This is a genomic window from Piscicoccus intestinalis NBRC 104926, from assembly GCF_001515525.1.
In the GTDB taxonomy this organism is placed as follows: Bacteria; Actinomycetota; Actinomycetes; order Actinomycetales; family Dermatophilaceae; genus Kineosphaera; species Kineosphaera intestinalis.
The window spans coordinates 17,800-30,435 of sequence record NZ_BCNQ01000022.1 but is presented as its reverse complement, the minus strand read 5'-3'; the positions used below and the strand labels follow the sequence as shown (position 1 = coordinate 30,435).

At 69.5% G+C, this 12,636-nt stretch carries 11 protein-coding genes; 2 read left to right on the top strand and 9 right to left on the bottom strand.

From position 1 onward, the window contains the following. Positions 1-12 precede the first annotated feature (12 nt). The 5 genes from PINTE_RS05885 to PINTE_RS05865 all read right to left on the bottom strand — a co-directional run bounded on the left by PINTE_RS05885 (position 13) and on the right by PINTE_RS05865 (position 5,442). A complete protein-coding gene (locus PINTE_RS05885; protein ID WP_068427463.1) occupies positions 13-954 on the bottom strand; it encodes an alpha/beta fold hydrolase in 942 nt (313 codons plus the stop codon). 311 nt (positions 955-1,265) lie between these two features. Continuing rightward, the gene (locus PINTE_RS05880; RefSeq protein ID WP_068427460.1) at positions 1,266-2,132 is read right to left on the bottom strand and encodes a sugar phosphate isomerase/epimerase family protein; all 867 of its coding nucleotides are present in this window, start codon (positions 2,130-2,132) and stop codon (positions 1,266-1,268) included. A gap of 42 nt (positions 2,133-2,174) precedes the next feature. After that, positions 2,175-3,365, bottom strand: a complete 1,191-nt coding sequence (locus PINTE_RS05875; RefSeq protein ID WP_068427455.1) for a Gfo/Idh/MocA family protein — start codon at positions 3,363-3,365, stop codon at positions 2,175-2,177. Positions 3,366-3,477: 112 nt separating this feature from the next. Continuing rightward, complete coding sequence (locus tag PINTE_RS05870) at positions 3,478-4,482, bottom strand: Gfo/Idh/MocA family protein (RefSeq protein ID WP_068427453.1); 1,005 nt, start codon at positions 4,480-4,482, stop codon at positions 3,478-3,480. Between the two features lie 27 nt (positions 4,483-4,509). Next, the gene (locus PINTE_RS05865) at positions 4,510-5,442 is read right to left on the bottom strand and encodes a TIM barrel protein (RefSeq protein WP_068427448.1); all 933 of its coding nucleotides are present in this window, start codon (positions 5,440-5,442) and stop codon (positions 4,510-4,512) included. Positions 5,443-5,701: 259 nt separating this feature from the next. Between PINTE_RS05865 and PINTE_RS05860 the strand changes: the two genes are divergently transcribed. After that, positions 5,702-6,577, top strand: coding sequence for a TIM barrel protein (locus tag PINTE_RS05860; protein WP_068427442.1), 876 nt, complete (start codon positions 5,702-5,704; stop codon positions 6,575-6,577). A 758-nt stretch (positions 6,578-7,335) separates the two neighbouring features. Here the strand turns inward: PINTE_RS05860 and PINTE_RS05855 are convergent. Genes PINTE_RS05855 through iolC form a run of 4 tightly spaced genes read right to left on the bottom strand, consistent with a single transcriptional unit; the run spans position 7,336 to position 11,695 of the window. Beyond that, positions 7,336-8,850, bottom strand: a complete 1,515-nt coding sequence (locus PINTE_RS05855; RefSeq protein ID WP_068427440.1) for a CoA-acylating methylmalonate-semialdehyde dehydrogenase — start codon at positions 8,848-8,850, stop codon at positions 7,336-7,338. Positions 8,851-8,893: 43 nt separating this feature from the next. After that, a complete protein-coding gene (iolB, locus tag PINTE_RS05850; RefSeq protein WP_068427439.1) occupies positions 8,894-9,772 on the bottom strand; it encodes a 5-deoxy-glucuronate isomerase in 879 nt (292 codons plus the stop codon). Positions 9,773-9,785: 13 nt separating this feature from the next. Then, entirely contained in the window at positions 9,786-10,685 is a 900-nt protein-coding gene (locus PINTE_RS05845; protein ID WP_068427434.1) for a Cgl0159 family (beta/alpha)8-fold protein, read from the bottom strand. After that, positions 10,685-11,695 carry a 5-dehydro-2-deoxygluconokinase gene (iolC, locus tag PINTE_RS05840; protein ID WP_084343287.1) on the bottom strand — a complete coding sequence of 337 codons (1,011 nt, stop codon included), beginning with the start codon at positions 11,693-11,695 and terminating at the stop codon, positions 10,685-10,687. Before iolC ends, PINTE_RS05845 begins: the two co-directional genes overlap by 1 nt. Before the next feature lie 201 nt (positions 11,696-11,896). Here iolC and PINTE_RS05835 point away from each other — a divergent pair, with 201 nt between their 5' ends. Next, positions 11,897-12,634, top strand: a complete 738-nt coding sequence (locus PINTE_RS05835; RefSeq protein WP_068427497.1) for a GntR family transcriptional regulator — start codon at positions 11,897-11,899, stop codon at positions 12,632-12,634. Positions 12,635-12,636 lie beyond the last annotated feature (2 nt).

Genomic DNA, 12,636 nt, shown 5'->3' with positions numbered 1-12,636 from the left:
GTCGTAACATTCTCACGTCTGCGGGCGTCGCGAGCGGTCGGCCAGGGAGGCACGGTCGGGCTCCTGTTGCTTCGGCAGGGAGCTGAGCAGGGTGACGAGGGCGTCGTGGAGCACCTCGGGGTGGGTGTGGGCCATGAACGAGCGGCCGGGCAGGCGGGTCGTGGCCCAGCCCAGCCGGCCGGCGGCCATGGCGGTCACCTCGTCGAAGCCGTCGCCGTACTCGCCGTCTTCGGGCTGCAGCACCCAGACCGGCGCGATGACGCGTTCGAGCAGCTCGCGGCCGGGCACCGGGAAGCGCTCGTCGACGGTGGTCAGCAGTTCCACCGTGCGCCGGGTCGGCTGCCGGACCCACTCGCCGGACTGCGGGTCCGTCAGCACCGAGCGCGCCAGCTGGTAATCCTCCGAGCCCACCCGCGGCAGGCTCAGCCAGTCGTCGGACATCCTGCGCCCAGCCTCCTGCAGGAAGCGGATGCGCGACTCCTCGCCGACCCCGGAGGCGCCGAACGCGAACCGGTTGGCGAGCTCGTCGCGCACCGGCTCACTGGAGAAGATGTCGAGCAGGCCGCGGTACTCGGCTTGACTGCTGGTCACCGGGCTGTCGATGACGCACAGCCCGCCCCACAGCAGCGGCGACAGGCTCGCGATGACGGCGGCCACCCCGCCTCCGTACTGGTGGCCGAGGAGCACCGGGCAACGCAGGTCGAGTTCGGCGACGAGGGTCTCCAGGTCGGCCGCGATCTCCAGCACCTCGGACAGCTGGGCCGTGCTCTGCCCGTGCCCGCGCAGGTCGACGGCGAGCACGCGGGAGGACTCCGCGAGCAGCGGCGCGAACCGCCGCCAGACGTCGCTGGAGTAGCCGACGCTGTGGACGAGGACGACGGTGCGCCCCGGACCGCCGTAGTCCGTGACGGCCAGCTCGCCCCCCGCCACCGGGATCCGCAGTTCTTCGGCCATGTCTGCGCGTCCTCGCCGATCGGAGTCGATGGGTCCGGGCGCGCAGCCCGTTCGCGGACGCCCGTGGTCGATCACCGTACTGGGCAATCCGGTACTGCGGGAGCCGCAGAGTCGCCCCACGACCCCGCCCGGGCACCGCGAGCGTGCCGCTGGGAGGCTCAGTCGGGGCCGAAATCCGCTGCTATTGAACGGTTTTCAACCTGAGAGCGAGCAGGACGATCGTTCGGGAGAAGAAGGGACGTGGGTGGTCGAGCGGTAACGATTCGGCATCCCGACGCGGGCCCGTCACACCGGCCCGAGACGCCGGCCCGTCACTGACCGAGCTCGGCTTCGATCCGCTCACGCATGCGCACGTGGATCGCGTCCATCTCCTCTTCCCACCCGAACACGCAGACCGAGACCGGCCCGTCGTAGGAGATCTCGCGCAGGTAGCCGAAGACGTCGTCCCACGGGACCTCGCCGTTGCCGATCTCGTTGTGCTGGTGGATGCGGGCGTCGACGCCGGGCGGGTTGACGATGTAGCGGTTGCCGACGTTGGCCACGTGGTTGTAGACGTCGGCGATGTGCACGTGCTTGAGGCGCTCGCCGGCGTACTTCATCATCGACACGGCGTCGGTGCTGCCCTGGCCGAGGTGGAACATGTGCGGCAGGCAGAACTCGTAGTTCAGCCACCCCTTGTTGACGCCGCGGACGATCTGAACGGCGCGGTCGTTGGTCTCGACGAAGTCGTAGGGGTGGGCCTCGATCGTGCACTCGATGCCGTGCTTCTCGAAGTCGGGGATCAACTCTTCGATCGACTTATAGAAGGCCGCCTCGCTGCGTAGCGGCTGGTTGGGGTCGCCGGAGAACTCGGTGGCGATGAGCGGCACCTCGAGCTCGTTCGCGATCTGCAGCAGCCGCCGGATGCAGCGCACCGCGTGCTCGCGGTCCTGCTCGTCGGGCGCGGACCAGTTGTACACGGGGTTGAAGGTCCAGATCTTCACGCCGGAGTCGGCCATGGCCTTCTTGACCTGCGCGATCTGGGCGTCGTCGACCTTCGGGTAGTGGTGCCACTCGTGGAAGTCGGCGCGCGGCGACAGCTCGATGTACTCGTACTCGAGCTCGGCCGCCTTGTAGCACTCGTCTGCGACAGACAGCTGCGGGTGGTACATCGAGGGGTCGAGGAGGATCTTCACCATGTGTCGGTTCCTGCTTTCGCGTCGGTGCGGGAGGCGGGTCGGCTAGCGGTCGTAGGTGGTGCGGCCCGGCACGGTCGGCACGTCGTGCCACGCGCCGTCGGCGGCGGAGGCCACCGCGGCCTCGTCGCACTCGGCAGCCGCCCACGCGTCGGCGGCCGAGGGGGCCAGCTGCTCGCCGGTGAGCACCGACTCCAGGAACAGCTTGGCCTCGATCGTCTTCTGGTCGTCGAAGCTCATGCCCTGGCCGGGGCCTGGCTGGAAGCGGCCGAAGTCGCCGTGGGTGGCGTCGGCCATGACACGGGTGTAGCCGTGGTGGTGCGCGTTGTCGGCCGCGATGAGCACGTCGAGGTGGTTCATGTACTCGTAGTTCCAGCGCACACTTCCCTGCGTGCCGTAGACCTCGATGACGTACTCGGCGCGTGGCCCGACCGCGACCCGGCTCGTCTCGAAGGTGCCGAGCACGCCGCTGTCGAAGCGGGCGAGCACGGCGCCGTAGTCCTCGTTCTCCACGGGGTAGGTCTCCTGGGTGACCGCGACCGCGGCGTGCCCGATGCCTTGTTCCAAGGCCTTGGGACGCTCGGGGATGAACGTTCCCGACATCGCCGAGACCGAGGCGATGCGGCCGACGAGGTACTGGGCGAGGTCGAAGCCGTGCGAGAGCAGGTCGCCGAAGACGCCCGAGCCCGCGAGCTCCTTGCTGTACCGCCACGTCAGCGGGCCCTGCGGCGAGGAGGCGTAGTCGGCGATGAGCCAGCAGCGCACGTTGGTGATGCGCCCCAACCGGCCGCCGCGAATGAGGTCGCGCGCGTGCTCGACGGCCGGGGTGTGCCGGTAGTTGAACCCGGAGGCGGTGACGAGCCCGGCCGCCTCCGCAGCCTGGGTGATCTCCTTGGACTGCGCCGCGGAGACGCCCATCGGTTTCTCGATCCAGAACGGCTTGCCGGCCTGCACGGCCGCGAGCGCCATCTCCTGGTGCAGGTAGTTGGGGCCGCAGATCGAGACGACGTCGACCTCGGGGTCGGCGAGCAGCTCGCGGTAGTCGGCGGTGGCCCGCTCGAAACCCAGCGAGCGGGTGGCGTCGTCGAGGTTGCGCTGCACGGGGTCGGCGGCGGACACGAGCCGCAGCCGCACGTCGAGCTCGGGATAGCGCTCGGCGACCTGCTTGTAGCCGCGGGTGTGCAGGCGTCCCATCCAGCCGAGGCTGATGACTCCGACGCCGAGGTCCTTGCTCATGGCCGTCCTTCTGATCGTTGCTCGGGCTCGGCACGGGCCCGTGTTTGACGGTGGTGCGTCGCGGCGGGGCCCCTCCGGCGGGGGTGGGCCCGGCCGGGCGCAGTTCTGCAGGTCAGGCGTAGAACGCGGGCTTGTCGATCAGCTCGACGGCGACCTTGCCGTCGGCGGTCAGCGCCTGCACCCCGGCGTCGCAGACGACCGCGGCCGCGTACCCGTCCCAGCTGCTGGAGCCGGTGTGCTCGCCGGCGGCCGCCGCGTGGATCCACTGCCGCACCTCGGTGACGAAGGCGCCCCAGAACCGTTGGTTGTGGTCCATGGTCAACACATTCGAGCGGCCGACGGTGCCGGTGCGCTCGATCTTGTGCTGGTCGGAGAGGCGGATCGTGCCCGTCTCCGCGACGGCCTCGCACTGGATGTCGTAGGCGTGCTGGTTGTTGACGAAGACCTCGTCGTCGATCCAGATGCCGGACTGCGTCTCCATGATGAGGATCAGCGGGTCCTGCAGGTGCTCGAAGCGGTGGGTCGTCTTCTTCGGCTTGTCGACCCGCACCGCGACGATCTCCTCGCCGGTCAGCCAGCGCATCGTGTCGATCTCGTGGATCGCCGTGTCGTTGATCGCCATGTCCCACGTGTAGTGCTGCGGCACGGTGGGGTTGCGGTGCCGGTTGTGGATGATGAGCGTCTCGCCGACCTCACCGGAGTCGAGGATCGCCTTCATCTGCTGGTAGGACTCGTCGAAGCGGCGCATGAAGCCGACGGTGACGAGCTTGCGGCCCGCATTCTGCTCCGCCTCCATGATCTCGATGGCCTCGGCGGCCGTGGGGGTCAGTGGCTTCTCGCAGAAGACCGGCTTGCCGGCCTCGATGCACGCGATGACGTCGTCCTTGTGCGCGGGGCCGTAGCTGCAGATCATCACGGCGTCGACCTGGGGGTCGCCGATCAGTTCCGCGCTGGAGTTGTAGCCGGTGACGCCGTACTTGGCCGAGACGGTCGCCACGTTGTCGGGGGCGATGTCGCTTATCGCGACGAGCTGGCCGCCCGCGATGACGGTGTTGATCCGGTCGATGTGTGCCTGACCCATGCCGCCGGGGCCGATCATGCCGATACGCAAAGTCATGTGTGTCGTCTCCTCAACTCGCGTCGGTCACTTGACGCCGAGGCCGCACTCGGCCAGGTACTCGCGCGTCTTGATGGCGTTGGGCAGCGGGTAGCTCGGGTCGCAGGGGTACATGTCCTGCTCGGTGATGACGTAGAGCTCCTTGTCGAGGTCGGCGAGCGCCTCGATGAGACCCGGCATCTTCGGCTCGCCGTCGGGCGGGGCGACCGAGCAACCCTTGGCGACCGCGAGCCCGAACGGCCAGTCGTCGTCGTGCGCCTGCTTGACCAGGCCCGGGTCCATCGCCTTGATGTGCACGTAGTCGATGCGCTCGGGGTAGTCGCGGATGAGGTCGATCGGGTCGGTCTGGCCGTAGACGATGTGCCCGGTGTCGAGGCAGAAGCCGACGTAGTTCGGGTCGGTGGCGCCGAAAATGCGGTCGATGTCCTCGCGGGTCTCGATGTGGCTGTCGCCGTGCGGGTGCAGCACCATCTTCAGGCCGTAGTCCTCCTTCATCATGCGGCCGAGCTTGTCGGCGTTGCTGATGTAGAGGTCCCAGGCGGCGGGGGTGAGCACGCGGTCGTCGGTGTACTCCCAGGTCTTGTCGTCGCGGAACAGCGGGGGCAGGTGCACGACGTACTCGGCGCCGACGGCGGCGTGGGTCTCGCCGATCGCCCGGAAGGTCTTCTCGGTGTCGGCCCAGGCCTCTTCCTTGTGCAGGATGCCCCAGCCGGTGCCGGCCACGACCCGGAAGCCGCGGGCGTCCATCTCCTCCTTCAGGCGCGCCGGGTCGGTCGGGAAGTAGCCGAACGGGCCCGTCTCCATGATCGAGAGACCGGCCTGGGCCATCTCGTCGAGGGCGGTGTTCCAGGGGATCTGCTTGGGGTCCTCCGGGAACCACACGCCCCACTGGTCCGGGCAGACGCCGATCGCCAGCTTGTTGTAGCGCGGGTCGGGGTTGCGGGACTTGTCCTCAGCCATGAGTCGTCCTTCTCCGGGGTGTCGACCACCGGTTCGTGTCAGCGTTGACAGGGGATGCGCTCTCGACACTAGTGAGGCAGCAAATGTCCTGTCAATAAGTCATTTGAGCCTCGATGGGACGTGGGACCTAGGTCCGTATCCGACCGGATCCTGCGTCTGGCCTCGACGGTATGGCGCAAGGACTCCCCGCAACGCACCGACCCATGACAGAATGTTGTGACATTAGACAAAGCGTCTGCGCGCCGAAGGAGCCGCCCCGATGAAGATCGCCACCGCCCCCTGCAACTGGAACAACGGAGACATTCCGGACTTCCGTCCGTACACTCCGCACGGCCAGATGATGGACGAGATGGTCGAGGCCGGATACTCGGCGACCGAGTGGGGCCCGGGCATGCCCGACGACCCGGCCGTCGTGCGTGAGGAGATGGCCAAGCGCGGGCTGGCCATGGTCGGGGCGTTCGTGCGCCTGGGCTACCGCGACCGGGAGGCGTGGGACGAGGCCGACGCCGCGGCCCTCGCCGTGGCCGAGCGCGTCAAGGCCGCCGGCGGATCGATCCTGGTGGCCGCCGAGCTGGGCGACGAGCGGCGCGACGCCGAGGCCGGGCACGTCGACGAATCCCGCGGACTGACCGACGAGCAGTGGAAGAACCTCGCCGACGGGCTGGCCCACCTCGCCGACCTGCTCGAGCCGATGGGCATGAAGGTCGTGCTGCATAACCACGTCGGCACGTACGTCGAGACCGCCGCGGAGACCAAGCGCTTCCTCGACGAATCCGATCCCGCCAAGGTCGGCTGGTGCCTCGACGTGGGTCACCTCAAGTACGGCGGCGGCGGCGACGCCCTCGACTTCCTGCCCGACTACGGCGACCGCGTGGCCCACGTGCACCTCAAGGATGTCGACCCCGACGTGCTCGCGCAGGCCAAGGAGCAGGAGTGGAGCTTCGGCGACGCCCTGCGGGCCATCATCTTCCCCGAGCTCGGAGACGGTCTCGTGCCGATCGCCGACATCGTCGCCGACCTGGAGCGCCGCGGCTACGACGGCTGGTACGTGCTCGAGCAGGACACGACACACAAGCACCCCAAGGACGCCGCCGCGATCAACCTGCGGTTCGTGCAGGGGCTACCGCAGGCCTGAGCCCGCGGTCCGCGGCCCCGCGCCCCCCACCCCTCCGCCGGCGCGGCGCCGCCGGGAGGCCCTGTCCACCTCGTGGGCCGGGCCTCGTCACGTTTCCCGGACGCCGACGTGTGCGGCGCCCACGTGTGGCGCTGTCTCCGGGAGGGCCGGGCGGGCCGGGCGGTTCGGGCGGTGGGCGCGCCGGGCGGTTCGGGCGGGCCGGGCGGCTCACCCCGACCAGGCCCCGAGGTCGCCTGCTGGATCGTGTGTTTCGACGGCTGAGACGAGACCGCCGGGCTGCCGCGGAACCGGCTCCGCAGACGTGACGTCGCGGAAGCCAAGCGGTCCGGTGAGTTGGCACAGGCTCCCGTGCGGATCAGCCGGGACCGGGAAGCCGGGAACCGCTGCGCTCGGCGCGTCCCCGCACCGTTTCACCGCGGAGCACGCCGCGGTGCGTCCGCTGGCGCGAAAACGCCGCGGGCATCCCCGCCGCGTGAGCGCAGCTGGGCGCTCACGCGCGTCTCGTGACGGACCGGAGCCCGATTCGTCGACTGAACACCGGTCGCGCGACTGAACGCCGGTTTCTCGACTGAACACCTGCGATCGGCGGTGTCCCGTCGACCAGCCGGTGTCCCGTCGACCAGCCGGTGTCCCGTCGACCAGCCGGTGTCCCGTCGACCAGGCGGTGTCCCGTCTCCGAGCACGGTGTCCCGTCGCACCGTCCGCACACGCCGCAAGGGGCGTCCCCGCACGGCGAGGACGCCCCTTGCGGGCGACGGTCAGTCGTTCTGCGGGAAGCCGAGGTTGAGGCCACCGTGGCTGGGGTCGAGCCAGCGGGCGGTGACGGCCTTGGTCTTGGTGAAGAAGTGCACGCCCTCCATGCCGTGGGCGTGGGTGTCGCCGAAGAGGCTGTTCTTCCAGCCGCCGAACGAGTAGTACGCCATCGGGGTGGGGATCGGCACGTTGATGCCGACCATGCCGACCTGCACCTCGTTCTGGAAGCGCCGGGCGGCGCCGCCGTCGTTGGTGAAGATCGTCACGCCGTTGCCGAACGGGTTGTCGTTGATGAGCTGCATGCCCTCCTCGTACGAGTTCACGCGCACGACCGAGAGCACCGGGCCGAAGATCTCGTCGGTGTAGATCGACATCTTCGGGTCGACCTTGTCGAACAGCGTCGGCAGCAGGAAGAAGCCGTCCTTGCTGCCGCCGACCCAGTCGCCCTCGCGGCCGTCGACGACGAGCTGGGCGCCTTCTTCGACGCCCTTGACGACGTAGCCGGTGACCTTGTCCAGGTGCGCCTTGGTGACGAGCGGGCCCATGTCGACGCCCTCGCCGTTGCCCTCGCCGGTCTTCAGCGTGGCCATGCGCTCGGTGATCTTGCCGATGAGCTCGTCGGCGACCGAGTCGACGGCGAGCAGCACCGAGATCGCCATGCAGCGCTCGCCGGCGGCGCCGAAGCCCGCGTTGACGGCGGCGTCGGCGGCCAGGTCGAGGTCGGCGTCGGGCAGCACCAGCATGTGGTTCTTCGCGCCGCCGAGGGCCTGCACGCGCTTGCCGTTCTGGGTGCCGCGCTCGTAGACGTACTTGGCGATCGGCGTGGAGCCGACGAAGGAGATCGACTTGATCTGCGGGTTGTCCAGCAGCGCGTCGACCGCCTCCTTGTCGCCCTGCACGACGTTCATGACGCCGTCCGGCAGGCCGGCCTGCGTCCACAGGGCCGCGATCTCGTTGGTGGCCGACGGGTCCTTCTCGCTCGGCTTGATGACGACCGCGTTGCCGCAGGCCACCGCGACCGGCACGAACCACAGCGGCACCATGGCCGGGAAGTTGAACGGGCTGATGACGCCGACGACGCCCAGCGGCTGCAGGATCGAGTAGGCGTCGATCTTCGTGGAGACGTTCTCGTTGAAGCCGCCCTTGACGATCTGGCCGACGCCGCAGGCGAATTCGACGACCTCGAGGCCGCGGTTGATCTCGCCGACCGCGTCGACGTAGGTCTTGCCGTGCTCGGCGACGATCGTCTTGGCGATCTCACCCTTGTTGGCCTCGAGCAGCTCGCGGAACTTGAACAGGATCTTCGTGCGCTTGGCGATCGAGGTCTGGCCCCACTCCTGGGCGGCGACCGCGGCCTTGCCGATGACCTCGTCGACGAGCTCCTTGCTCGCCAGGTCGAGCACTCCGGTGACCTCGCCGGTCGCCGGGTTGAAGATCTCGCTGGTGCGTTCGCTCGAGCCCTCCCACGCGGCGCCGTTGACGAGGTGGGTGACGCGGGTGGCGTTGACGGTGTCTGTCACGTCGTTGTCCTTTGTGTTTGTTGTTCGATACAAGAGATGGTGATCAGTGGTTCAGCGGGAGGCGGGAGTCGACGTCCTGCGACTCCCAGGTCTGGCGCACCCAGCCGTGGGCCGGGTCGTCGCAGATGAGCCAGACCCGCTCCTGCCCCGGGCCGGCCATGACGTTGAGGTAGTACATGTCGTAGCCAGGCGGGGCCATCGCCGGACCGTGCCAACCGTGCGGTACAAGCACGACGTCGCCGGAGCGCACCTGCGCCTTGACGTCGATGGGCCGCTCGTCGGTGCCGTACACGCACTGGTAGCCCATCGCGTCGGCCTGCTCCGGCGCCCCGGAGACCGTCTGGATCTCGAAGTAGTAGATCTCCTCCAGCTCGCTCTCCACGCCCTCGCGGTGCTCGTCGTGCTTGTGCGGGGGGTAGGAGCTCCAGTTGCCGGCGGGGGTAATGACCTCGCAGGCGATGAGCGAGCTGGCCTCGAGCGAACCCGGCGTGCCGAAGTTCTGCACCTGTCGCGAGCACGTGCCTGCGCCGCGCAGCTCGACGGGAATGTCGGCCGCGCGCACCACCGAGAACGGCACGTCCGCCTTGGCGGGGGCGAACGGGAAGGCGACCCGACCGCCTCCGAGGCTGGTGACGGTGAGGGTGGAGTTGCGCGGCACGTACGCGCAGTCGGCCGGGACGGCGAAGACGTTCGCGCGGCCCGCGAGCGTCTCCTCGTGCTCGCCGGACTGCACCCGCACGTCGCCTCCGGAGAGCACGAGCACCATGTACTCGTCGTCGCCGGTCTCGATCGTGCGGGTTTCGCCGTCCGAGAGGTCCGCGACGAGCAGACCGGTGTGCGCCCAGCCGGGGCGGCCGGGCCGGATCGCCACGGGATACTCTGCGTCGCCCTCGGTGCCGAACGGGCGGAGCCAGTCGCTCATAGACAATGACCTTTCAGCTGGTGGAGGAGCCGTGCACGAGCTCGGCGGCGGTGTCGACCGCAGCCGCGACGTCGGAGTTGGGCGGATAGAGGAGCGCGCGACCGATGACCAGGCCGGCGGCCGACGGGCACCGCAGCGCGCGACCCCATTCGGCGTAGGTCTCCTGCGGCGACCCGGTGGGGTCGCCGCCGAGCATGAGGGTGGGCAGGGTGGTGGCCTCGAGAACCCGCTCCATCTCAGGCACGACCGGCAGCTTCAGCCACGTGTGCGCGCTGGTGCTGCCGAGGCCGGAGGCGACCTGCACCGACTTGATGACGGAGTCGGGGTCGAGCAGGTTGCGCACCCGACCGGTCTCGTCGCGCACCGACCAGAACGGCTCGACCATCGCCATCACGCCGGCGTGCGCGAGCTCGGTGACCGCCTGCGCACACGCCGCCAGGGTCGGGGCCGTGCGGTCGTCGGCGAGGCACACGCGGGTCAGCATCTTGCCGCCGTCGAGCCGGGTCGCCGCGATGTCGTCGGCGGAGTACCCGGTGAACCGGTCGTCGAGCTCGAACGAGGCGCCTTGCAGGCCGCCGCGGTTCATCGAGCCGATGACGAGCTTGTCGTCGAGCAGACCCATGAGCAGCAGGTCCTCGAGAACGTCCGGGGTGCCGAGCACGCCGTCGACGCCGGGCCGCGACAAGGCGGTGGCGAGCCGATCGAGCACGTCCGGCCGCGACGCCATGGCCATCGGATCGGAGCGCACACCCAGGGCCCCGCGGGCCATGTGGTCGGCAGCCACGATGAGGATCTGGTCGGAGTCGGTGAGCACCGGCCGCCGGCGACGGGCGCGCCAGGCCTGCGCGACCGCCTGGGGGTCGCGTCGTCGAATGGTCGTCAGTTCGGCGATCGTCGCGGCGTCGACGGCCATCACCGCACCCCCCGCTCGGCGAGGAAGTCACGCAGCTCGGTCTCGACCGGCATCGCCGAGGAGCACTCCAGCCGGGAGGCGACGATCGCCCCGGCGGCGTTGGCGAGCATGACGACCTCCTCCAGGGGCAGGCCCTCCAGGAGCCCGTGGCACAGGCTCCCGCCGAAGGCGTCACCGGCTCCGAGGCCGTTGACGACGTCGACGAGGATCGGGGGCGCCTGCAGCGTCTGCTCAGCAGTCATCGCGAGCACGCCCTTCGGGCCCTGCTTGACGATCGCCAGCTCGATGCCGCGCTCGAGGAGGGCACGACCCGCGCGCTCCGACTCGGTCTCACCGACCGCAACCGCACACTCTTCTTTGTTACCGACGGCCACGGTGCAGTGCTCGAGGGCGGTGGCGCAGGCGGCGGTGGCCTCGCTCGGGTCGTCCCAGAACATCGGCCGGTAGTCGAGGTCGATGATCGTCATCGGCTTGCGACCCCGGGCCTGCCGGGCCGCCACGTGGGCGGCGCGGCTCGGCTCGGCGGACAGGCCGGTGAGCGTGGCCCAGAAGACCTTCGCCTCGGAGACGAGGTCGGTGGGGATCTCGTCGGGTTCGATGAGCAGGTCGGGCGCCGTCGGGTAACGGTAGAAGTACAGCGGGAAGTTGTCGGGCGGAAAGATCTCGCAGAACGTCACCGGCGTCGGCAGATCGGCGACCGGGGTGACCCAGCGGTCCTCGACACCGAACTCGCGCAGGCTGGCGTGCAGGAAGCGCCCGAAGGGGTCGTCGCCGGTGCGCGAGATGACGGCGGCACTGTGGCCGAGCCGGGAGGCGGCGACCGCGACATTGGTGGCCGAGCCGCCGAGGAACTTGCCGAACGTCTCGACCTCCTCCAGACCGACTCCGATCTGGTGCGGGTAGACGTCGACCCCGATGCGCCCGATCGTCACGACATCGACGTGCTGATCGCGAGGTGGGGTCGATGTCGGCTCGGTGGCTGACGTCGGGAGGGACGCCTGGTCGGCCATGGCAACGGTGCCTTTCGCAAAGAACGTCGGATGTGTCTCGTCGGGGGCTGGGAGCCCGTGTGCGGCCCCGCGCGAGTAGTGAACCCGCAGGTCGGGCCGCCTTCTGACCCCAAGTCAACCGCACCCTGCCCCGACTGTCAAGACTTTGTAAGGACATTCGAACGTGACGACCTTTTGTCCCCCGTCGCCTATTCTGTGGAGATGATCGCCCATCTGGCCGTGGAGATAGACCGCACGAGCCCCGTGCCGCTCTATCACCAGCTCGCGCAGCAGATGACGGCTGCCATCGAGGACGGCACCCTCAAGCCGGGTGACCCGTTCGAGAACGAGTTGTCGCTCGCCGAGCGGCTCAACCTGTCGCGCCCCACCGTGCGCCGCGCGATCGCCGAGCTCGTCGAGCGGGGCCTGCTGGTGCGTCGCCGCGGCATCGGCACCACGGTCGCCAACCAGGTCGTGCACCGGCGCGACGAACTGACCAGTCTGCACGAAGACCTGCAGCGCTCGGGTCGCAAGCCGGCGACGCAGGTGCTGCGGCTGGAGTCGATCGTCGACGAACGGGCCGCGCACGCGCTGCAGTTGCCCGAGGACAGCGAACTGATCTTCCTCGAGCGGCTGCGCCTCGCGGGCGACCAGCCTCTGGCGATCCTGACCAACTGGCTCCCGCCGATGGAGGAGCCGTTCACCGCCGAGGAACTGGCCGCCGACAGCATGTACGCGCTGCTGCGCCGGCGCGGCATCCGACCGGTCGTGGGCCACCAGGTCATCGGGGCCCGGCCGGCGACCGCGCACGAGCGTCGCCTGCTCGAGGTGCCGAAGGGTCAGCCGCTGCTGACGATGACCCGGCACGCCTACGACGCCGACGGCACGCCGGTGGAGTTCGGCGACCACTGCTACCGGGCCGATCTGTACGCCTTCGACATCACGGTGCACGAGCGCTGAGC